Consider the following 21,807-nt stretch of genomic DNA (forward strand, 5'->3'; position numbering starts at 1 on the left):
CGATTTCACTATGTCCCAAGACATTAACTACGCAGGAATTGCTGTTGCGGTGGTAACCGTTCTCGGCACTGCTTTTGGTGGATCGTTAGCTCTTCGCACGCGAGACAAAATGCATTTGCTCTTGGGGTTCTCCGGCGGATTGCTTCTCGGACTAGCTGCTTTTGACCTGATCCCAGAAGTTTTTGATCTGAGTGATGACGAGATTTTTCACATTCCGACTGTGATGATTTGTTTGGTTGTTGGCTTTTTACTCTTACACATCATTGAACGAATCTCTGGCGCTCATGAGCCAGTGGAAACCGAGTATGTTCACGATCACCAACACAGTCACGGCATCACTGCTGGCTATGTTGGCGCCGCTGCCATGGTTATCCATGTTTTCTTAGATGGCGTGGCCATCGGACTTTCCTTCCAAGTAAGTAATGCGCTGGGGGTGGCAGTGGCAATTGCTGTTGTCGCCCACGCTTTTACGGACGGACTAAATACTGTTGCGTTACTGGTAGATTCTGGAAACTGGCGCAAGCAGTCGGTGTACTTGCTTGGCGTCGATGGTGTAGCTAGGCTCAGCGGAGCCGCACTTGGAACCTACATTTTAATTAGCGAACGCTTTGTTTCACTTTACCTAGCCCTGTTTGCCGGCATGATTATTTACTTGGCCACATCACATATTCTGCCTGAGGCGCATAGTAAGCATCCATCTCGCCTAACTCTGATTAGCACAATTGCTGGCGTATTGGTGATGTTCGCCATTATCAATGTGGCTCACCAATAATTCAGACTTGATTCGGGAGAGCACCGCCGAAGCGACGATCCCGACTGGCGAAAATTTCACAGGCTTGCCAGAGTTGTCTGCGGTCAAAATCTGGCCATAGATCTGGCAGAAATACCATTTCAGCGTAAGCGCTCTGCCAAAGCAAGAAGTTGCTGGTGCGCTGTTCGCCACTGGATCGAACAAAAAGATCTACATCAGGCATGTCTGGTTCGTCTAGATAGCGACCAAGGGTTTTCTCGTTGACTTTTGCCGGATCTATCCGCCCTGCCGCAACTTCCACGGCAATTCTTGAAACCGCATCGACGATTTCAGCTCGGCCACCATAGTTAACACACATGTAAAGAGTTAAGTTTCGATTCCGTTTGGTTAACTCTTCGGCTGTCTCGAGCTCTTGAATAACAGATTTCCATAACTTCGGACGCCGGCCAACCCACCTTATCCGCACGCCTAAATCATTCATCTCGTCTCGACGCCTGCGGATTACTTCTCGATTGAAATTCATAAGAAAGCGCACTTCCTCTGGCGTTCGACGCCAATTTTCGGTCGAGAATGCATACGCCGAAATATGTTTGATGCCAAGTTCTAGTGCTCCGTGCACACAGTCGAGCAGACTTGCTTCACCTGCTTCATGTCCTGCAGTTCTGGGTAAGCCGCGCTCTTTGGCCCAACGCCCGTTACCATCCATAACTATGGCCACATGATTTGGGACAAACTGAATAGGAATTTTCGGTGCCTTAACCCCGCTTGGATGGGCAGTTGGCTTTTTCACCATGAGTTACATCTTGCCATGCTGTGGACTACTGCCGGTCTACGAGTGGCAAAGATCGAAGTCCGCGCTCCAGATGCCACTGCGTGTAGGCGGCCACTAATCCTGATGCTTCTCGAACTATTGGCTCACCTGCTGCATCAGCAATTGGCCAATCGCCTTGCAGTAAGGCCAAAAGCAGTCTGATAGTTTCAGGCTTTGGCGCCACACTTCCTGGCTGGCGGTGATCGGCACAAAGCGCGCCACCAGTAGCGACATTAAAAAATGGCTGACTTCCAGAAACTCCACATACTGCGCACTCAAGTAATACCGGAGCGTAGCCAGCCATTGACAAAGCTCGCAGTAAATAGGCATTTAGGACAAGGAGCCCATCGTGTTCTTTTTCGGTCAGCGACTTCAAGGCACCAACTAGAAGTAAGTACTGAGTTTCTGCTGGCACAGATTCCTCGGAAGCAATCCGGTCAGCTGTTTCCAAAATTGTTTGTCCGATGGTCCAGCGGGGATAATCCAGGGCAAGTGCTTCACCATACACCGATAAGGTCTCAGCCTGAGTGATGATGTCTAAATTTTTGCCAGGTGCGATAAATAGTTCGACTCGACTAAATGGCTCTAAGCGTGCACCAAATTTGCTACGAGTTCGCCTTACCCCTTTTGCAACAGCCCTTATTTTTCCCTTTTCCCGAGTCAGCAGCGTAATTATGCGATCGGCTTCCCCTAATTTGTGCGTGCGCAGGACCACAGCCTCAACCCGATAACTTCGCACACACCTATCGTGTCATGTGTTTGCTACAAACTCTGACAGGCCTGATGCATTAGCGTTACAGGTATGGCAGTAGAAGGCACGACCAGTTCCAGTAAACCAGCCGATGATGGTCATTCACATATCATGAGCATCTCACTTGATCGCAATGGGCTTACTCGCTCCCTACGAACAATTACCATTTGGCTCGCATTAGCCTCGGTGGGTCTATGGGTTTTTCGCAGTAACGGCAATTTCCTGTTTCTCCTGTTGCTGGCTTGGCTATTTTCAATCGCCATGGAGCCGCCCGTTAGTGCGCTCGCCGCCAAAGGTTGGAAGCGCGGTACTGCCACAGGATTGGTGATGTTCCTGGTGCTTTTGGTTTTCAGTGCCTTTATCGGTGTGTTCGGTGGCATCTTCTTTAACCAAGCGGTCCAGTTCATAAATGCTTTGCCAACTGTGATTGTTGACGCCGTTAACTGGCTCAACTCAACATTCAATTTGGATTTGAAGGCACAAGATGTAATCAGCTCGTTGAATGTAACTCCAAGTCAAATTGCCACCTGGACGGCAAATTTCTCAGGCGGCGTAGTCGGCTTCTTGACCTCAATTATCGGTGGAGTTTTTCAGGTAATGACTGGTCTACTGTTTGCGTTCTACTTTTGTGCCGATGGTCCAAGATTGCGCAGAGTTATCGGCTCTTGGTTATCACCATCGGCCCAGCAAGTGTTTGTTACCACCTGGGATTTAGCCGTACAAAAGACTGGCGGCTTTGTTATGTCTAAAGTGATTCTGGCCGTGATTTCATTTGCGGTGCATGCGGCAGTCTTTGCCGGTATTGGCGTTCCATATTGGTTAGCCATGGCATTAATTACCGGCTTAGTCAGCCAATTCGTGCCAACAATTGGAACGTACATCGCAATCTTGATTCCGCTACTAGTTGCCTTCTTCAATCAGCCACTTGATGCACTTTGGGTGGTGTTATTCGCCAGCTTCTGGCAGCAGGTTGAAAACTATGTCATTAGTCCAAGAATTAGCAAGATGACTATGAATATTCATCCAGCTATTGCATTTGGTTCAGTGATAGTTTTTGCTAACCTCTTTGGCCCGATGGGTGCAGTAATTTCTGTGCCACTAGCCGCGGTGCTAGTGGCTGCTGTTGACACTTACGGAAACCGCTACGAGCTGATTCCACAATTACGGGAAACTGAAGTGCAAGAATCCTTAAAATCCCAGCCGATGTAATTGCTTTGGATCGCGCTGCCAGTCCTTGGCGACTTTGACTCGTAAATCCAAATGAACCTGAACACCTAACAGTTTGCTGATGGCAGTTCGTGCACTAATGCCAACTTCCTTTAATCGGCTGCCGCCTTTGCCAATGACAATATGTTTTTGGCTTTCGCGTTCAACGTAGAGGTGAACATAGATGTCCATTAATGGATTATCGTTCGAGCGTCCTTCGCGCAGAGCCATCTCTTCCACTACAACCGCAATGGAGTGTGGCAGTTCATCGCGAACTCCGGCCAGGGCCGCTTCACGTACCAATTCTGCAATCATTACTTGCTCCGGTTCGTCCGTCAGTTCACCATCTGGATAAAGTGCGGAACCAATGGGCAATTCTTCAATAAGTAAATCGGCTAACAGTTCTACTTGATCTCCTGCAACTGCACTAACAGGAACGAGATGAAGCCAATCAATGCCAAGTTCTTGGCCAAGGTTAGCAACTGCCACCAACTGATCACCAACTTGTTGTTTGGTCGCCTTATCAGTTTTTGTTACTACGGCAATTTTTCTGACCTTCGGCACACTAGCTAGCTCCGTAGCAATGAATTGATCGCCTGGGCCTATGGGCTCATCGGCAGGAAAGCACATAACGACTAGGTCAACTTCCGACCACGTGTCAGAGACTAGTGCGTTTAACCGTTCGCCAAGCAATGTCCTTGGCTTGTGTACACCCGGAGTATCAATAATCACTAGTTGCGCATTGGTTCGGTGCACAATACCCCGAATCACATGGCGAGTGGTTTGCGGCTTATCGGATGTGATTGCGACCTTTTGGCCAATTATTGCGTTGGTTAAAGTTGATTTTCCAACATTTGGGCGCCCAACTATGCAGGCAAAACCACTTTGAAATTCGGTCATGAATATAGTGTCCGAAGTAAGGTTCCTGAGTTATCAAATACGTGCACGGGTACACCGACGCCACCAGCAGCTTCAATTACATCTATATCTTTAGCGGTTACCAATACGTCATCAGCCACAATTACCACTGCTTCAATCCCAGTTGAGCCGCTAGAAAGGGCCACACCGGTAACCAGTTCAATTGCCGTCATTTCCAGCGGTCCGCGACTGACATTTGTCGCTGAATAGGTCCGCCCAGTTGAGTCACGCAGGGCAGCGCCACTGCTAGCAGCCACTCGGGCACGCGCTCCGCGAGCCAAGGTTACCAACTTGTCATCTTCTTCGGTCCACTCACTCATTTTCTGGCTCCTGTGTGCTACCTAAATATTCATCACGGACTACCAACAAGGTGCCGATTCGATGACGCCTGCCTGCGGCTGATTCGGCAGTCAAGATCCAGTCGTTAATTCGCACATGTGCTCCAGGTATTGGAACAATCCCAAGTCGTTTGGCCAACAGGCCCGCGGCCGTATCGACGCCGTCGTCGGTAATTTTTTCGCCAATCAATTCCGCCAAATCATCTACATGCAATCTTGAACTGATTCGAAATTCAGTAGGCGAAATCTCTACAATCTCAGGACCACCGTGGTCGAATTCATCGGAGATATCTCCCACAATCTCTTCCAATACATCCTCAATCGTGACTAAGCCAGCGGTTCCCCCATATTCATCAACCAAAATCACCAAATGAGTGCGAGCAGATTGCATGTCACTCAAAAGCTCATCGACAGGCCGGCTATCGGGAACCATAAAGGCCGGTCGCATCAGGTCGAGAACCCGTTCAGTGTTTTGCGCTTCTTGGTGCTCAAAAACGCGTGCGGCTATGTCTTTGACGTAAATCACGCCTACGATGTCGTCTACACTTTCACCAATTACTGGAATTCGGGAATATCCTGAACGTAGTCCAAGTGACATCGCCTGACGCAAGGTTTTGTGCTGTTCAATCCATACCATTTCGGTGCGCGGAACCATAACTTCGCGGGCAACGGTGTCGCCTAACTCAAATACCGAGTGAATCATGGCGCGTTCATCGTCTTCAATCACGAGATCTGCGCCCGCTAGGTCAACCAACTCGCGTAATTCAGCTTGGGTGGCAAATGGTCCCTCGCGGAAACCTTTACCCGGCGTAATTGCATTACCGACCAGAATTAGTAGTCGAGTTAGTGGGCTCAAGAATACTGAGAGGGCTACAGTAATTCGAGATAAAAAGAAAGTGATTCCGACTGCGCGCTGTCTGCCAATGGTCTGGGCGGCAACGCCAAGAACTATGTAGCCAATAAATACCATCACTACAGATGCCAGCGCTAGAGCAACAGAGCGCTCTGGGGTAGCAAATAAAAATCCCGCTGCAACAAGTACCACGGAGAGAGTTGACAGTGTCAAGTTCACAAAGAGCAGAACATTTACATACCGTGCTCGATCTTCGAGTAGCTGTAGCACTCGTTCATTGCTTCTGCCGGCCTTTCGCTTTGCTTGCTCAATGCTCGATTTACTGACTCGAGCTAAGGCAGTTTCCCCAGCGACAAAAATTGCGGCCAGCGTGACACAAATAGTTGCCAAAATAAATAAATAGGTTGAAGTCACTTGGTTAGCCCTCGTTCATTGCGTTCGCCTTCCCATTGGGCTAGCAACTGCGCCTGCAGGCTAAACATGACTTTATGTTCCTCGGGTTCGGCATGGTCATGTCCTAGCAAATGCAAAATGCCGTGAGTAAGCAGTAACCGAAATTCAGCTTCAAAACTGTGGCCCGCAACTTCTGCTTGTCGGGCTGCAACTTCTGGGCACAAAACAATGTCCCCTAACATGCCTTCGGCACTGTCTTGGCCTTCAGCACCGGCACGAATTTCATCCATTGGGAAACTTAGGACATCGGTAGAACCTGGCTCATCCATGTATTTCTCATGCAGGACAGCCATTTCAATTTCGTCAACAATCAAGATGGACAGTTCGGCGGCTGGATTGATGTGCAGTTTGCGAAGTATGAATTCAGCCTGGTACACAAGTTCCAGCTCATTAATTTCCACGCCAGACTCATTGGAAACGTCGATACTCATTTAACGCTTCCCTTTTTCGGACTTTTCTTTTTCGCGTTTCTGCACTTTTGCCTCATCATGTCTGGCATAGGCGTCAACAATTTGTCCAACAAGTCGGTGCCGAACCACATCGCTTGAGGTCAACTCACAGAAGTCAACATCATCGATGCCAGCGAGAATTTCCCGCACAATGCGTAGCCCGCTTGTGGTGCCGGAGGGAAGATCTACTTGAGTGATGTCGCCAGTGATTACCATGGTGGAACCAAAGCCAAGACGGGTTAGGAACATCTTCATCTGTTCAGCTGAAGTATTTTGGGCCTCGTCCAGAATGATGAAGGCATCGTTCAAAGTACGCCCACGCATGTACGCTAACGGCGCTACTTCAATAGTCCCACTAGTTATGAGCCTTGGAATCGAATCAGGGTCAATCATGTCGTGCAATGCGTCATAAAGTGGTCGAAGATAAGGGTCGATTTTCTCACTTAGTGTTCCTGGCAAAAATCCCAGGCGCTCTCCTGCTTCAACTGCCGGACGGGTAAGAATGATTCGACTGATTTTCTTGCTTTGTAATGCCTGTACGGCTTTTGCCACTGCAAGATAGGTTTTACCAGTTCCGGCTGGGCCAATCCCAAACACCACAGTGTTCTGGTCGATTGCATCAACGTACTTTTTTTGATTGAGCGTTTTCGCCCGAATAGATTTGCCACGATTTGAAAGAATGTTTGCCGTCAAGATCTCTGCTGGTTTTACATCCGAGCGAACCATCGAGATCGACCGTTCGATTACATCTGGTGTTAACCCTTGACCTGTCCGCAAGACCACTATCAATTCAGCAATCAAATTTTCAATTTCGCCGACTTGGCTGTCTGAGCCCACCAATGATATTTCGTTACCCCGGACCAAGATGTCCACCTGCGGGTAACTTTTCTCGACAACACGAATTAATTCGTCGCGAGTACCAACGAGAGAAACCATTGGAATCGAAGTCGGTATTACAACCGTGCGATGCGCCGAACTCGGTGAAACTGTCATTAAGGCAACTCTAATCTATTTCGCAGGTTATCCGGGTGGCCAAGTTAGTTCCCGGCCACCAAGGATGTGAAAGTGCACATGATCAACAGATTGACCAGCATTTGGACCGGTGTTGGCGACTAAGCGATAGCCGTGAATCAAGGCCTCCTGCTGGATAACTTGCGTCACCACATCTAAGAGGGCTCCGGCTAACGCTACATCTGCGCGCGTTAACTCAGTTATGTTGTCGTAATGCTTGCGGGGAATCACCAAAATGTGGGTCGGCGCTTTTGGATCAATGTCTCTAAAAGCAATAGCTTGATCTGTCTCAAATACTATTTCAGCGGGTATTTCACCAGCCACAATTTTGCAAAAAAGGCATTCAGTCATGATGCTTAGTCTGTCACTCCCCTGACTTGATTGACCAGCGTTTTGTTCGGGAAATCAAGCAAGCCAAGCCAGCACCACCAGCAGTGGAGGTGCGCATTACTGAATTGCCCATTCGCACAACATTTGCGCCAGATTCGCGAAACTTCATCAGTTCATCAGATGAAATTCCGCCTTCGGGGCCAATTACCAAAACGACGCGGCCAGCCGCAGGTACATTTATGTCCGTGATTGAGGCATCAGCAGTTTCATGAAGGACGATGGCCAAATCGGCAGTAGCAATTAGTTCGGCTACCTCTTCCAAATTCTTCAACGCCTCAACTTGTGGAAATCTAGTCCGACGCGATTGCTTACAGGCCTCTTGCACTGTACGTCGCCACTTGGCTAGACCTTTTTCTGGATCATCCCATTTCGCAATACTATGAGTCGCAGCCCATGGCACTAATACATCTATGCCGACTTCAGTGAGAATTTCGAGAGCAAGATCAGCTCGATCGCCCTTAGCTAAAGCTTGAACTGCAATAAAGGAAACTTCTGGTTTGGGCTCGAGAGTAATTGATTCGATTTTCGCACTTAGGGAATTCTTTTTAACTTCCAGAACAGTGCAAGTTGCACGAACACCTCGGCCATCAGTTAGCTCTATCCGTTCGCCAACTCGGATTCGTCGAACCGAGACCGCATGCCTACCCTCGTTACCATCAAGAGTTACAACTTGATTGGCAATCAGAGTTTCGCTCGAAATAAAAAGTGGGAGCGTCATCGGCCAGTGAACACATCTTTGATCTTGCCGAAAAGCCCATTGGAGTGCTCATGCAAAGTGGCATCCGGCTTCTCTTCATCGCGCAAAGTCGCCAATTGCCGCAGTAGTGCTTCTTGTTCTGAAGTGAGTGCGGTAGGAGTTTGTACTGCAAGGTGAATAATTAAATCTCCACGACCACTGCGGCCTAATCGCGGCATACCGTGTCCGGCGAGGGTGATTGCAGTTCCACTTTGAGTTCCAGGTTTTATGTTGACACTGACCGGTCCATCTAAAGTCTCGACTTCCATAGTTGCGCCTAGCGCTGCTGCAGTCATAGGAAGCGGCAAGGTGGCATGAAGTTGATCCCCTCGGCGCTGGAACACGGGATGTTCCTTTTGAACAAACTCAACGTACAGGTCGCCTTTTGGTCCACCACCTGGACCAACTTCTCCGTGTCCAGTCATTTGCATCCGCGAGCCATCTTCAACACCAGGTGGAATCTTGATTGCGATGTTGACCCGGGTGCGAACGCGTCCATCACCAACACATTCAAGGCATGGGTGTGGCAACAAATTTCCAAAACCATTACATTGTGGGCAGCGGTGCGCGGTCATTACCTGTCCGATAAATGAACGCTGTACCTGTTGAACTTCTCCTCGCCCACGACACATCGAACACTCGACAACTGAGGTATTTGCAGCAGTTCCTGCCCCATTACATACGCCACATTCAATTGCGGTGTCAATGTTTAAATCGCGCGTCGCTCCAAATGCGGCCTCCTCCAGCGTGATGTTCACTCTGATGAGTGCATCTTGACCTCTTCGTCTACGCGGGATTGGGCCGCGCTGCCCACCGCCACCAAAGAAGGCATCGACAATGTCACCAAAGCCGAAACCAGCTGCCCCATTGAAGCCAGTTCCACTGAAAGGATCTGCGCCTAAGTCATACATCTGTCTTTTTTCGGCATCTGATAAGACTTCGTATGCCGTCGAGACTTCCTTGAATCGCTCTTCGGCCGATGGGTCTGGATTTACATCAGGATGTAATTCGCGAGCAAGCTTGCGATAGGCCCGCTTAATTTCGTCAACAGTTGCATCTCGAGAGACTCCTAGTGCTGCGTAATGATCAGCCACCGGTTTGCTCCTTTAAAATTTGTCCCACGTACCCAGCAACTGCATGCACCGCGGCCATTGAAGCGGGATAGTCCATGCGAGTAGGCCCGACAACACCTAAATGAGCAACTACCTGATCGCCTTTTCCATAGCCGGCACTAACTACAGAGGCGCTTCGCAATTCTTGGACCGGATTTTCATGTCCGATATGTACCGTTAAGTTCTCTATTGAGCTAGCAGTTTCAAAAAGCTTAAGCAAAATTACTTGCTCTTCGAGTGCCTCAAGAACAGAAGCCGGTCCGCCACCAAAATCAAGAGTCCCTCTTGCCAAATTTGCTGTGCCACTAATCATTACTCGCTCATCTGGTTTTGCTACCACGGATTCGAGCAAGGTAGCCAACACGCATGTGATGATTGGCCGAACTGTCTGCTCGAATCGGTCAACAAACCCATTGAGCAAGTCCGGGACTTCGGAAAACAATTTTCCAACCAGAACAGCGTTAAGTCCCAATCGGATATCAGTCAAAGTTTGTTCGGTGACGCTGGCCGGGATCTCAAAGCTTCGTTGCTCAATGCGCCCAGTATCGGCAATTACAACCAACAGCAATCGACTCGATGATGTTGCAATGAGTTCGATGTGTCGAACGGAGCTTCTGCCCAGAGTTGGATATTGCACTAAAGCCACCTGCTTGGTCAGTTGAGCCAATAGGCGCACAGTGCGACCCATGACATCATCTAGATCCACAGAAGCGTCAAGGAATGATTCGATCGCGCGCCGTTCGGCACTTGAAAGCGGCTTGAGGGTACTTAACCGATCAACAAAAAGTCGGTAGCCCTTGTCCGTTGGAATTCGACCAGCACTAGTGTGTGGGGCGCTGAGATAGCCCTCGTCTTCAAGGGCCGCCATATCGTTTCTAATTGTTGCCGATGAGACACCAAGAGCATGTCGATCTACCAGAACTTTGGAACCGACTGGTTCGTTAGTTTGTACATAGTCTTCGACAATGGCACGCAAAACCGCGAGTTTACGGTCTTCCATCTGTGACTCCTAGCACTCTAATCTCCTGAGTGCTAGTGTACCGCCGATTAATCCCACAGGCGCGCGACTAAACCATCAGCCAAGAGCCGTCCCTGATAAGTAAGGACAAGTGCTCCATTAGAGAACTCGTTAGGCTCTAGCAGGCCTTCGGCCAATGCCTGATTGGCAACCAATACCCCAGAATCAGTAAGCGAATCGATGGGTATCCCCGTTTTTAACCGAAGGCCTAACATTATGTTTTCCCTAAAAATGTCTGCTGGCGTTAACGCCTCGGTGTCCCCAATCGGCAGTTCATGTTCATCAACGCTATTGGCCCAGGCTGCTGGATGCTTCACATTCCACCGCCGTAAGCCGTTGAAGTGTGCATGAGCTCCAGGTCCAAGGCCAAGCCAGTCCTGATTCTGCCAATAGCCGATATTGTGTTGACATTGTGCACCTGGCAATGACCAATTGCTGACTTCATACCAAGACATGCCGATTTGGGTCAGGGCATCATCAATAAGTCCGTATCGATGTGCAGCGACATCGTCACTTGGCATCGGCAATTCTCCGCGCTTGATACTCGCAGCTAACCGAGTGCCTGGCTCAACGATTAAGGAATACGCACTCACATGGTCTACCGGTGCACTGGAAACCTCGGCTAAGGTCTGCAATAAGTCAGCGTCAGTTTCGTGTGGCGTGCCATATATCAGATCTACATTTATGTGCTCAAACCCAGCATCGCGAGCCCAGTTAATCGCCTGCCACGTACGACCAGCAGTGTGAGTTCGATCCAAAATCTGCAGTACTCGAGAACTGCTTGATTGATGGCCGAATGAAATTCGGTTGAACCCACCTTGCTTCAATTGCGCTAGGTAAGTTTGATCTACCGAATCTGGGTTAGCCTCAATCGTCACTTCACAATCTGGACTTAGACCGTAAGTATTCGCAAGTTCGGCAAGAATTGCGCACAAATCCTGTGTGGCCAAAAGTGTTGGTGTTCCACCGCCAAAAAAAACTGAAGAAAGCGGTTGAACAAAATCGTGGTTCACCTCGGCGGTTAACCTGATCTCGGAAATAAGTCTCGGTGAAAAGGTTGCTGGTGAAACTGTTGTCGAATCCCGAGTTAATTCTGCTGCGGTGTAAGTGTTGAAGTCGCAGTAGCCACATCTGGATGCACAAAAAGGAACATGCACATATGCGCCGAGCGTGCGATCAGTCATACTTACTTTGATTTGTCTTTGGCTGCCGAGTCGTCTGTAGATAGTGCGGCAATGAAAGCTTCTTGCGGAACCTCAACGCGTCCCACAACTTTCATTCGCTTCTTTCCTTCCTTCTGCTTCTCCAGAAGTTTGCGCTTGCGGGTGATGTCACCGCCATAACACTTTGCCAATACATCCTTGCGAATTGCTCGAATGGTTTCTCGAGCTATAACTCGTGAACCGATTGCCGCCTGAATGGGAACTTCAAACTGCTGGCGTGGGATTAGCTCTTTGAGTTTGGCTGCCATCATCACTCCATATGCATACGCCTTATCCTTGTGGACAATTGAACTAAAGGCATCAACCGCATCGCCGTGGAGCAAGATATCAACTTTGACTAGCTCGGCTATCTGCTCGCCCGTTGGTTCGTAATCCAATGAGGCAAAACCGCGAGTTCGAGACTTTAGCTGATCAAAGAAGTCAAAAACAATCTCAGCCAATGGGAGTGTGTACCGCATTTCTACTCGATCCTCAGAAAGATAGTCCATCCCCAATAATGCCCCGCGTCGTTGCTGACAAAGTTCCATCACTGTTCCAATGAACTCACTTGGTAGGAGGATTGTGGCTCGCACAATTGGCTCTTGCACCTGGGCAATTTTCCCATTCGGAAATTCGCTTGGATTGGTAACCACATGTTTAGAACCATCATCCATCTGCACATCGTAAACAACATTGGGCGCTGTGGAGATCAGGTCAAGATTGAATTCGCGCTCAAGGCGTTCGCGGACAATCTCCAAATGCAGCAGGCCCAAAAATCCACACCGAAAACCAAAGCCGAGCGCGACTGAAGTTTCTGGCTCGTAAACCAAGGCCGCATCATTTAATTTCAACTTATCTAACGCATCGCGAAGAAGCGGATAGTCTGAACCATCAAGTGGGTAAAGTCCAGAAAAGACCATCGGCTTCGGGTCGCGGTAGCCACCGAGCGCCGACTCAGCAGGTCGAGCAGCTAAAGTCACGGTGTCGCCAACTCGAGACTGGCGCACATCTTTCACGCCGGTAATCAAGTAACCCACCTCGCCAACACCGAGTGCATCTGATGCAACTGGCTCTGGCGAAATGACACCTACTTCCAAAGTTTCATGAGTTTGCGCAGTGCTCATCATCTTTATTTTGTCGCGCATTGGAATCCGGCCATCAACTACTCGCACATATGTGACGACACCTCGATAAGTGTCATAGACCGAATCAAAAATCAAAGCTCGAGCTGGCGCAGTCGCATCGCCGACTGGAGCCGGAACCAAGCGCACAACTTCGTTTAGCAGCTCGGTTACACCCTGGCCAGTTTTAGCGCTGACTTGCAGAACATCGTCTGGACTACAACCAATAATGTGCGCCAATTCTGCAGCATACTTTTCTGGCTGGGCTGCGGGCAGGTCTATCTTGTTAAGTACTGGAATTATTACTAGATCGTTTTCCAGAGCAAGGTAAAGATTTGCCAAGGTCTGAGCTTCAATACCTTGCGCTGCATCAACCAGCAGAATTGCACCCTCACATGCTGCCAAACTACGACTAACTTCGTAGGTAAAGTCAACGTGTCCCGGAGTGTCAATCAAATTAAGAACATATTGCTGCTTATCTTCAGCTGTAAACGGCAAGCGCACTGCTTGACTTTTAATTGTGATGCCCCGCTCACGCTCAATGTCCATTCGATCTAGGTACTGCGCTCGCATATTCCGGGCATCAACAACCCCAGTAATTTGTAACATCCGATCGGCCAGGGTGGATTTGCCATGATCAATGTGGGCAATGATGCAAAAATTCCGGATGATGGCGGGGTCAGTTGCACCCGGTTTAGGTGTTGCCGATGCCATAAGTGTCCTTAGCGGTGCGGAGTCTGCAGTTACCCTGAAATTCTCCAGAAGCAGAAAGTGCCGAAAAATCGTGGATTACCGCCCCTATTTTCGCACATTTCGCCTGAATTTGAGCAATCGGTGCCTACACAGGTAACCTAGAGGCTGCACATCGGTCTTTAGACCGTGGTACAAAACGAAAGAGGCAAAGCCCGTGGCCAACATTAAGTCGCAAAAGAAGCGTATTCTGCAGAATGCTGCTGCCCAAGAACGAAATAAGTCTGTTCGCAGTGCTCTAAAGACAAAGATACGTCGCTTCCGTGAGGCTGTTGCAACAGGCGACCAGGCCGCCGCAAGCGTGGCACTTGCTGATGCTTCCCGCGCACTTGATAAAGCTGTATCAAAGGGTGTCATCCATAAGAATCAGGCTGCTAACCGCAAGTCTGCCCTTGCGTCAGCTCTAAATAAGGCCTAGTCAATCTTTGGCGCTCGCATCGCCAAAATATTTTTCTCAATTTCGTAGAGAGTTTGCGCGCGCTCTAAACTGACTCCCCCAGGAATCCCGACCTGATAAGTGGTTCCTTTACTTGCCCGATCGGCTTGGGCTAATAACCTTGTCGCTTTAGCTAAATCTTCTGGGAGCCATGACTTTTTCTGCGTGCGCAGAAACCGCAAGCGAAACGGGTGCACACCAACGTGTGTGGCAAGTTCGGCTTCACTCATCCCTGCTGGGGCGCTAGCAAATTTAACCAGAGTTCTAAGGCCTTTGGCCATTGCCGCAATAATCGCTGGCGCGGATGCTGAATCTTGTTCGATTGCCCACCGGAACTGTTCCAATACTTCCTTTGGCTTAGCGTTCCACATCGCATCACTGATATCCCAACTCTTTATGTCTGACATCCCTGAGTAGTACTGCCGAACTGCAGCAGCATCAATGGGATCGGATTCAATGTCAACACACAATTGCGAAATTGCCGCTAACAGCTCACCCAAATCTGAGCCGACTGATTCACGCAGGGCCTCGAGTGCCTCAACCGTGGTTCGCCGCTTGTGCTTGTTAAACTCCGCAACCAACGCCGAATCCAATTTGTCATTTTTGAGTTCGGCACAATCAGCTTCAAGAATTCCAGTCTTTCGGATTGCCTCGAGGGCCTTCTTTCCTTTCACGCCACCTGGATGCCAAAGCACAAGCATTAAATGTTCAGGTAAGGTCGCCAAGTTTTGCAGGAGCAAGGCTGTTGAATCTTCGGTTAGTTCAGAAATGTTCTGCACTATGAGTAAGGTAAATTCGCCGAATAAAGATGGAGCCAATGCCTGACCCAACTCCGCTACTTGATTTTCTAAGTTGGTCAAGTCAAGTTCTACTTTTAAAAACTGTGGGTCAATCTCTTGCGCAATTGTCGACATTCGGGCGATCACTTGATTGAAAAGCGCGGTTTCTCTGCCAACTGCTAGTACGACCCGGTTTTGGCCAATTGCATCTTTTTTCGCCACAGTACGAGTATGCCTTACCGGGCAGTCAAAACCTCAAGGCTGCCTGCAGATTTCCAGATAGCGATAGCGCCATTGGTGTCAGTTCTAAATATCCTTGTGCCAAGCAGCTCGTAAAGAAGCAAAGTCTCATGGGCGGGGTGCCCGTAAGTGTTATTCGCACCGACTGAAATGACTCCGATTCGAGGTCTGAGCAACCGAGCAAACTGCTCATCCTGATTTCTAGATCCGTGGTGAGCGACTTTTAGTACATCGATTTCAGTGAGCATCGAGTATTGGCGGATGGCGCGCTGTGCTGGGGCTTCGACATCGCCGGCAAAGACCATAGTTAACCCATGACTTTTGACTTGCAAAACTAAACTTGAATTATTGGCATCACTTCCCTGTCCCAAAATTAACTTGGCCGGCCAGATGCATTTAATACTCACTTGTGCAACCTGTAATTGGTCACCAGCAACTAGTTTCTTTGTTAACACTTTTTTATCTGCCAGAAAATTAAAAACATACTTACTAGTAATAAATGGTTCGGAAAAGGTAGTTACCCGCACTTCACCAACTCTCCGATGCTTGAATACGCCACTTAACCCAGCTACATGGTCAGCATGGAAATGGGTTAGCACTAATAGCGGAATATTTTTAATTCCTAAATCTCGCAAACAACTGTCAACCAGGTTTGGGTCAGGGCCTGCATCAATCACGATCGCCTGTCCTTTGGCGATTTTGATTACCGTTGCATCACCTTGACCAACATCGCAGACAATAACCTGCCATTTCCGAGGTGGCCAATTTTTTAACGAGACACTTGGTCTAGTCCAGACAAAGAGGGCGACGAGTACCAGCATCGCAACAACTAGATTGCGCCGATCTTGGTCGCCGAAATTCCAGAAGCGAAAAGCACAAATTAGTAGAGCAACGAGAATCACAGCAAAGACCGCGCCAAAAATCCCGGTAGGCAGCGGTAGTTCAAGCAGAGTTGCCCGCGTTGCAAGTTTGGCAATCTGCGCAATACCCTGTGCCGGAACGGCTACCAACCAGGCGAGAATCTGGGCCAGGGGCAGCCATACCAAAGCCAGACAAGTAAGTATTAATCCCGAAATCATCACATAGCCAGCAAGCGGCACTGCCAGTAAATTTGCTGGTATCGCCACCAAAGAAATTTTGGCACCGAGCAGAATCAAGATAGGCAGAACGGCCAATTGAGCACAAATAGTCACCACGATGCCATCTACTAGCCATTGTGGAATTGAATTAGGAAGTGCGGCTGATAACTTTTGCCCAACTGGCTTTGACCAAATCAACAATCCGGCGGTAGCTAGAACGGACAGCGCGAAACCAAAGGTGGCACTGAGCAGTGGGTCTATGACAACGAGTACGGCGACTGAAACAGCTAATACATTTATCGCTGCGGTCTTTCGCTGTAGAACAAAGGCAAGTAACATGACAAAACCCATGGCTGCAGCCCTAAGCACACTAGGCTGTGGACGGACCAGTACGACGAAACTGGCAAGAGTCAAAATGGCCACAATAAATCTCGTGGACCGAGATGTTCGGGCCAACACTAGAAACACTAACGACAGCAAAATTGTGACATTTGCCCCAGAGACGGAGACTAGGTGTGTCAGTCCAGCGGAGCGCATTGAAGTATTCAGGTCTTTGGTTAGGTTTCGAGTATCTCCCAGGGTTAAACCTGGGATGAGTGCTTTTGCGTCGCTCGGTACATTCACTAGTGCCGAAGATAGTTTGACTCTTACTAAACTCGCCCACCATTGATAGTGCGGTGGTCCAGTAACGACAATTGGTGGCGAAAGTGCCTCACTGTATGCAACATAAGCAGACCCAACGCGCGGTGGAAACAACTTTGCCTCCACTGAAACTGTTGCGCCAGGCACCAACTGAGCAAAATCGCTTGGATTCTGGTCGGCAAAGAGCAAAATGGGGGCACTTAATCGCCAAAGCTGCCCTGCATGCTCAATAGTCAAAACTTTCAAACGCACTGAGGTTTGGGTAGAGCTATGCCAATCTTGACCATCAAGTTTTTCTGTTGCTATTGGATCAGAACTCACGATGGCGGTCAGCTGCACTCGACTGTGCTGGTTCGCTAACGCAATGATTGGGCTACTCAATATCGGAAAAAGTCGACTGGCGGCGAGTAGGAAGCCGAGAATGCAGCTTGCTACTACCAATCTAATTGAGTCGGGTCTTTGCCAATGATATTTTCGAATTCGGCTAAAAGTTAATGCAAATAGGCAGAAAATGAAGCCGCCACTGAGAGTGGCAATAACTAAACTTCGTTGCAGTCCAACAAGTACCGTTACAGCGGCTGATAGCCAGACTGACACTGCAATCGGAACAAAGCGGGCATCGATGACTTGAACAGTTTTCACAGGGTGAGGTATGACACCAGGTTTGCAAACACTTTCTCGCCAATGCCCGGTACATCTTTTAGTTGATCCAGAGATTTAAACGCACCGTGCTCAGTTCGCCAGGAAAGTATTCTCTGCGCCAAAACTGGACCTACACCTGGCAAGGATTCAAACTGCGCCTGACTGGAACTGTTCAGGCTGATTCGACTGGTCGAATCAGCCTCAGGCGCCGCCGCTGCGCCTTGCCCGTTTGGCACTTCGCCGATAAGAAGTAATTGACCGTCTACTAATCGAGCAGCTAAATTCACACTTCCCTTGCGGTAATTGGGAAGAAAGCCACCAGCGGCTTTTATTGCATCCGCTACTCGTGCTGAGTCTGTCAGCCAATACAAACCGGGGCGACGAACTCGGCCTTCTACGTCAACGACAATCTTTGGCGAGGGCGCAGCCGAGGAGATCAAAGCAGTTCCGCTGGCTAGCACTTCTGGGGAGCCGACAGTTTGTGGCCGGTTTGCCCACACAAATAACGCGGTTACAGCCAGGATCAAAATTGCCACTTTTATAAGCGCATGCCGAGTATGTTTTGATGAATTGAATGTGTAATCGGGCGACACAAATTCTAGATGTTCATCTTCGCGGGCAGACCATAAGGCCCTTATGCGCTCTTCTGCGGAAGCCATCTGGCAAGCGTAGTTTTCGAATATGAGAATTTTCTTTTTGGCAAAGTTCTGTGAATCGGATCGGGTTGTGAAATTGTGGCAATCCGATAAACCCAGGACATCTGGGTCTTTTAGTTAAATCTGCCTACTTAGCACCAATGCGATGGCGCCAGGTCCTAAGTGGGTTGCCACTACTGCACCTGCGGGATAAACATGAACCTGCTTGCCATCTAGTTTTTTGCTAATTTGGCTAGCTAGTTTTTCAGCTTTTGCTTGGGTCGCAACATGTAACACTGCGATATCGCAATCAACATCTTTAACGGTCACAGCGATCTCAACCATCTTTAAAAATGCCCGTTCGGAATTTCGAACCAGTTCTTGCTGCACAATTTTCCCATCTGCAACAGCCAGAATGGGCTTAAGTGATAGCGCTGTTCCTAATCGCAGTTGCACGCTACTGATTCGTCCACCTCGTTGAAGATAATCCAAAGTGTCCACGAAGAACAGCGTTCGGGTTAATTCACATCGATTGCGAATGTAGTCTTCAACGTCATCAATACTGGCCCCGGTTGCTGCCAGCCTTGCCCCACCAACAACTGCAAAGCCCACCGCGGAAGCGATATTATGTGAATTTATTACCCGAACTGGAAGTTCTGATTTTGCCACGGCAAGTAAGGCTGATTCGTATGTTCCAGACAATTCAGCAGATAAGTGAACGCTGATAATTTCATCAAAACCTCTATCTAGTAACCCTTGATAGGTTTCGATGAAATCATTCGAACTAGGCCTTGAGGTGGTGACTGCTTTTCCATCTCCAAATGCAGCGATTACATCAGAAACCGAAACATCTATTCCCTCGCTGTGAGCAGCTCCAGAAATAATTACTTTGACAGGGACCACTTGAATGTTAAATTGCTCAAGCAATTCGTCGGGTATGTAAGCAGTCGAATCGGTAACGAAACCAATTTTCATGATTTGTTACCCAAGTACTATGTTCACAATTTTAGGCGGGCGCACAATAATAACTTTCGGTTCTCGGCCCGCAATTTCAGCGATTACATTTTCCTGGGCTAGTGCTAAGTCGCGTAATTGAGCTTCCGTTATTGCAGGTGGAACTTGCAATCGCTTGCGAATTTTGCCATTGACCTGCACAACACATTCGACTTCGTCAGCCACTAGTAATTCCGGATCAACAGTTGGCCATGGAGCTAAAGCTACCGAAGGTTGGTGGCCTAGTTTGAACCACATTTCCTCTGCTGTGTACGGAGCCACAAGTGAGAGCAGGATCGCCACCGTTTCAGCAGCCTCGCGAACCGCTGAGTCGGCACCGCCAGGACCCGAGTCAATCGCCTTGCGGGTTGCGTTGACTAACTCCATAGCGCGGGCAACCACAACATTGAACCGGTAGCTCTCAAGTGCCAGTTCGCTGTCGGCGATAACCTTATGCGTTACTTTACGCAGTGCTACATCACCTTCTGCAGGATCCGCTCCAACTGGACTTGTTACATCGCCGGAAAGGCGCCAAGCACGGGCCAAGAACTTCTTAGCGCCACTGGGTGAAACATCTGCCCAATCAATGTCATCCTCTGGTGGACCAGCAAAGACCATAGTTAAGCGAACTGCGTCTACACCGTGTGCGTCCAACTCATCGGATAGCCGTACCAGGTTGCCACGGCTCTTGCTCATGGCCGAACCGTCCATAACCACCATGCCTTGGTTGAGTAATCTCGTGAATGGCTCTTTGAAATCAACCAGTCCCATGTCGAACAGAACCTTGGTGAAGAATCGACTGTAAAGCAGGTGCAAGATAGCATGTGTGACGCCACCAACATATTGATCAATTGGCAGCCAACGGCTTGCTTCACTGGGTTCAAAAGGCGCACTATCAAGGTGTGGGTTTAAATACCTTAGGTAATACCAAGATGAATCAACAAAGGTGTCCATCGTGTCGGCATCACGACGAGCCGGCCTGGCACAGTTTGGACATGGCACAACTGCCCAGTCATCAGCAGCCCCAAGTGGTGAGGTGCCTTTAGGTGAAAGGTCCAACTCTGCAGCATCAGGCAAAGTAACTGGAAGTTGCTCGAGTGGAACTGGCACTTCTGAACAAGTTGGGCAGTGGATGATTGGGATTGGTGTTCCCCAATACCGTTGACGACTGATTAGCCAGTCCCGGAGGCGATAATTTGTAGCAGCCTTACCTCGGTTTTGATCTTGCAGAATCTGAATCATCTTGGCGATTGCCTCGGCCTTGCCCATTCCATCGAGCGGTCCAGAATTGATGTGCGCACCATCATCAGCGGTGGCCTGCCCAGTTTCTGCTGGATCGGTTTCTGACTCAACAACAACTCGAACAGGCAGGTTAAAGGCGCGAGCAAAATCCAAATCTCGCTGATCATGGGCAGGTACCGCCATTATGGCGCCAGTTCCATAATCAGCGAGCACGTAATCGCTGGCCCAGATTGGTAAACGTTCGCCATTTACTGGATTGATGGCATAGCGGTTCAAGAAAACGCCAGTCTTAGGGCGATCAGTAGCTAGTCGATCCATCTCGCTAGTGGACTTAACCTGTTCAAGATAGGCCGTGAAGTCGTCCTCACTCTCGGTTCCAGAGGCAAGTCTGGTTGCTAATTCGGAGTCTGCTGCCACAACGAAGAAAGTTGCACCGAATAACGTATCTGGTCGAGTTGTGTAGACCACGACAGTCTCGTCACTGCCCTCAATCTCGAAACTAACTTCAGCTCCAGTTGAGCGACCGATCCAGTTGCGTTGCATGAGTAGAACTTTTTCCGGCCAATTGCCTTCAAGTTCGGACATGTCATCCAATAGTCGGTCAGCGTAGTCGGTGATTTTGAAATACCACTGATTGAGTTTCTTTTTTGTGACCTGTGAATCGCAACGCTCACATAGTCCGCCAACAACTTGTTCGTTTGCCAGTACTGTCTGGCAAGAAGGGCACCAATTGACTGCAGAATCTTTGCGGTACGCCAGACCGCGTTCATACATCTGCAGGAATAGCCACTGGTTCCATTTGTAGTACTCAGGGTCACAAGTATTTAATACCCGATCCCAATCAAACGAGCAGGCATACCTACGCATAGATGACTTCTGCATCGCAATGTTTTCGTAGGTCCATGACTTGGGGTCGGCACCACGTTTAATTGCCGCGTTTTCGGCAGGAAGTCCAAATGCGTCCCAGCCAATAGGGTGCAGCACATTAAATCCTTTGTGTACCCAATAGCGAGCAATCACATCGCCAAGTGCGTATGCCTCGGCGTGGCCCATGTGTAGATCGCCTGATGGATACGGAAACATGTCCAGCACGTACTTAGTTGGCCGATTATCGTTTGCACGACCACTTCGAAATGGGGCTAATTCATCCCAAATCGGTAACCATTTGTCTTGGACTGCATGAACATCGTAAACATTCGGGTCAATAGGCGCTTCGCTCATAATCTCCAAGAATACTTGAGTCTGAACA

The 21,807-nt window shown here is 49.0% G+C and carries 21 protein-coding genes; 3 read left to right on the plus strand and 18 right to left on the minus strand.

The genetic code is table 11. The features are described 5' to 3' along the window. The first annotated feature begins 22 nt into the window (after positions 1-22). Positions 23-772, plus strand: a complete 750-nt coding sequence (locus EBS36_00205) for a divalent heavy-metal cations transporter (protein NBU31585.1) — start codon at positions 23-25, stop codon at positions 770-772. Position 773: 1 nt separating this feature from the next. Here the strand turns inward: EBS36_00205 and EBS36_00210 are convergent, their stop codons facing one another. Both EBS36_00210 and recO read right to left on the minus strand, forming a co-directional pair. Further along, positions 774-1,544: an isoprenyl transferase gene (locus EBS36_00210; protein NBU31586.1), complete on the minus strand. Its 771-nt coding sequence runs from the start codon at positions 1,542-1,544 to the stop codon at positions 774-776. Between the two features lie 25 nt (positions 1,545-1,569). Further along, positions 1,570-2,301, minus strand: a complete 732-nt coding sequence (gene recO, locus EBS36_00215; GenBank protein ID NBU31587.1) for a DNA repair protein RecO — start codon at positions 2,299-2,301, stop codon at positions 1,570-1,572. A gap of 63 nt (positions 2,302-2,364) precedes the next feature. Between recO and EBS36_00220 the strand changes: the two genes are divergently transcribed. Beyond that, positions 2,365-3,522 (plus strand): AI-2E family transporter, encoded by a 1,158-nt coding sequence (locus EBS36_00220; protein NBU31588.1) that lies wholly within the window; start codon positions 2,365-2,367, stop codon positions 3,520-3,522. Here EBS36_00220 and EBS36_00225 read toward each other — a convergent pair. Genes EBS36_00225 through EBS36_00275 form a run of 11 tightly spaced genes read right to left on the minus strand, consistent with a single transcriptional unit; the run spans position 3,502 to position 13,834 of the window. Beyond that, positions 3,502-4,419, minus strand: coding sequence for a GTPase Era (locus tag EBS36_00225; protein NBU31589.1), 918 nt, complete (start codon positions 4,417-4,419; stop codon positions 3,502-3,504). The two genes, EBS36_00220 and EBS36_00225, sit on opposite strands and share 21 nt — an antisense overlap. Then, positions 4,416-4,757, minus strand: coding sequence for a cytidine deaminase (locus EBS36_00230; GenBank protein ID NBU31590.1), 342 nt, complete (start codon positions 4,755-4,757; stop codon positions 4,416-4,418). The genes EBS36_00225 and EBS36_00230 overlap by 4 nt, the downstream gene beginning before the upstream one ends. After that, positions 4,750-6,042, minus strand: a complete 1,293-nt coding sequence (locus EBS36_00235; GenBank protein ID NBU31591.1) for an HlyC/CorC family transporter — start codon at positions 6,040-6,042, stop codon at positions 4,750-4,752. Before EBS36_00235 ends, EBS36_00230 begins: the two co-directional genes overlap by 8 nt. Next, entirely contained in the window at positions 6,039-6,512 is a 474-nt protein-coding gene (ybeY, locus tag EBS36_00240; GenBank protein ID NBU31592.1) for an rRNA maturation RNase YbeY, read from the minus strand. The genes EBS36_00235 and ybeY overlap by 4 nt, the downstream gene beginning before the upstream one ends. Further along, on the minus strand, positions 6,513-7,523 hold the full coding sequence (locus EBS36_00245; GenBank protein ID NBU31593.1) for a PhoH family protein: 1,011 nt from the start codon (positions 7,521-7,523) through the stop codon (positions 6,513-6,515). It lies immediately after the preceding gene. Positions 7,524-7,550: 27 nt separating this feature from the next. Further along, positions 7,551-7,892 carry a histidine triad nucleotide-binding protein gene (locus EBS36_00250; protein NBU31594.1) on the minus strand — a complete coding sequence of 114 codons (342 nt, stop codon included), beginning with the start codon at positions 7,890-7,892 and terminating at the stop codon, positions 7,551-7,553. Positions 7,893-7,905: 13 nt separating this feature from the next. Further along, entirely contained in the window at positions 7,906-8,649 is a 744-nt protein-coding gene (locus tag EBS36_00255; protein NBU31595.1) for a 16S rRNA (uracil(1498)-N(3))-methyltransferase, read from the minus strand. Continuing rightward, positions 8,646-9,761: a molecular chaperone DnaJ gene (gene dnaJ / locus EBS36_00260; protein ID NBU31596.1), complete on the minus strand. Its 1,116-nt coding sequence runs from the start codon at positions 9,759-9,761 to the stop codon at positions 8,646-8,648. Before dnaJ ends, EBS36_00255 begins: the two co-directional genes overlap by 4 nt. Continuing rightward, positions 9,754-10,779 (minus strand): heat-inducible transcriptional repressor HrcA, encoded by a 1,026-nt coding sequence (gene hrcA, locus EBS36_00265; GenBank protein ID NBU31597.1) that lies wholly within the window; start codon positions 10,777-10,779, stop codon positions 9,754-9,756. Before hrcA ends, dnaJ begins: the two co-directional genes overlap by 8 nt. A 47-nt stretch (positions 10,780-10,826) precedes the next feature. Then, positions 10,827-11,981: a coproporphyrinogen III oxidase gene (locus EBS36_00270; GenBank protein ID NBU31598.1), complete on the minus strand. Its 1,155-nt coding sequence runs from the start codon at positions 11,979-11,981 to the stop codon at positions 10,827-10,829. A 2-nt stretch (positions 11,982-11,983) separates the two neighbouring features. Then, positions 11,984-13,834 (minus strand): elongation factor 4, encoded by a 1,851-nt coding sequence (locus tag EBS36_00275; protein ID NBU31599.1) that lies wholly within the window; start codon positions 13,832-13,834, stop codon positions 11,984-11,986. A gap of 193 nt (positions 13,835-14,027) precedes the next feature. Between EBS36_00275 and EBS36_00280 the strand changes: the two genes are divergently transcribed. Next, positions 14,028-14,288 (plus strand): 30S ribosomal protein S20, encoded by a 261-nt coding sequence (locus EBS36_00280; protein ID NBU31600.1) that lies wholly within the window; start codon positions 14,028-14,030, stop codon positions 14,286-14,288. Here the strand turns inward: EBS36_00280 and holA are convergent. From holA to EBS36_00305, 5 genes are all read right to left on the minus strand, one after another. Further along, positions 14,285-15,307: a DNA polymerase III subunit delta gene (holA, locus tag EBS36_00285; GenBank protein ID NBU31601.1), complete on the minus strand. Its 1,023-nt coding sequence runs from the start codon at positions 15,305-15,307 to the stop codon at positions 14,285-14,287. The two genes, EBS36_00280 and holA, sit on opposite strands and share 4 nt — an antisense overlap. Positions 15,308-15,321: 14 nt before the next feature. After that, positions 15,322-17,763, minus strand: coding sequence for a DNA internalization-related competence protein ComEC/Rec2 (locus EBS36_00290; GenBank protein NBU31602.1), 2,442 nt, complete (start codon positions 17,761-17,763; stop codon positions 15,322-15,324). Further along, positions 17,685-18,347 (minus strand): ComEA family DNA-binding protein, encoded by a 663-nt coding sequence (locus EBS36_00295; GenBank protein NBU31603.1) that lies wholly within the window; start codon positions 18,345-18,347, stop codon positions 17,685-17,687. The genes EBS36_00290 and EBS36_00295 overlap by 79 nt, the downstream gene beginning before the upstream one ends. A gap of 114 nt (positions 18,348-18,461) precedes the next feature. Continuing rightward, positions 18,462-19,298: a DegV family protein gene (locus tag EBS36_00300; GenBank protein NBU31604.1), complete on the minus strand. Its 837-nt coding sequence runs from the start codon at positions 19,296-19,298 to the stop codon at positions 18,462-18,464. A gap of 6 nt (positions 19,299-19,304) precedes the next feature. After that, complete coding sequence (locus tag EBS36_00305) at positions 19,305-21,779, minus strand: leucine--tRNA ligase (GenBank protein NBU31605.1); 2,475 nt, start codon at positions 21,777-21,779, stop codon at positions 19,305-19,307. Positions 21,780-21,807: the final 28 nt, after the last annotated feature.

Source organism: Actinomycetota bacterium, assembly GCA_009923495.1.
Taxonomy (GTDB): domain Bacteria; phylum Actinomycetota; class Actinomycetes; order S36-B12; family UBA5976; genus UBA5976.

Bases quoted from the DNA above. Each gene is read 5' to 3' on its own strand.
- EBS36_00210 (NBU31586.1), bottom strand. From the start codon at position 1,544: ATGGTGAAAAAGCCAACTGCCCATCCAAGCGGGGTTAAGGCACCGAAA.
- EBS36_00220 (NBU31588.1), top strand. From the start codon at position 2,365: ATGGCAGTAGAAGGCACGACCAGTTCCAGTAAACCAGCCGATGATGGT.
- EBS36_00225 (NBU31589.1), bottom strand. From the start codon at position 4,419: ATGACCGAATTTCAAAGTGGTTTTGCCTGCATAGTTGGGCGCCCAAAT.
- EBS36_00230 (NBU31590.1), bottom strand. From the start codon at position 4,757: ATGAGTGAGTGGACCGAAGAAGATGACAAGTTGGTAACCTTGGCTCGC.
- ybeY (NBU31592.1), bottom strand. From the start codon at position 6,512: ATGAGTATCGACGTTTCCAATGAGTCTGGCGTGGAAATTAATGAGCTG.
- EBS36_00245 (NBU31593.1), bottom strand. From the start codon at position 7,523: ATGACAGTTTCACCGAGTTCGGCGCATCGCACGGTTGTAATACCGACT.
- EBS36_00250 (NBU31594.1), bottom strand. From the start codon at position 7,892: ATGACTGAATGCCTTTTTTGCAAAATTGTGGCTGGTGAAATACCCGCT.
- EBS36_00255 (NBU31595.1), bottom strand. From the start codon at position 8,649: ATGACGCTCCCACTTTTTATTTCGAGCGAAACTCTGATTGCCAATCAA.
- hrcA (NBU31597.1), bottom strand. From the start codon at position 10,779: ATGGAAGACCGTAAACTCGCGGTTTTGCGTGCCATTGTCGAAGACTAT.
- EBS36_00270 (NBU31598.1), bottom strand. From the start codon at position 11,981: ATGACTGATCGCACGCTCGGCGCATATGTGCATGTTCCTTTTTGTGCA.
- EBS36_00275 (NBU31599.1), bottom strand. From the start codon at position 13,834: ATGGCATCGGCAACACCTAAACCGGGTGCAACTGACCCCGCCATCATC.
- EBS36_00295 (NBU31603.1), bottom strand. From the start codon at position 18,347: ATGGCTTCCGCAGAAGAGCGCATAAGGGCCTTATGGTCTGCCCGCGAA.
- EBS36_00300 (NBU31604.1), bottom strand. From the start codon at position 19,298: ATGAAAATTGGTTTCGTTACCGATTCGACTGCTTACATACCCGACGAA.
- EBS36_00305 (NBU31605.1), bottom strand. From the start codon at position 21,779: ATGAGCGAAGCGCCTATTGACCCGAATGTTTACGATGTTCATGCAGTC.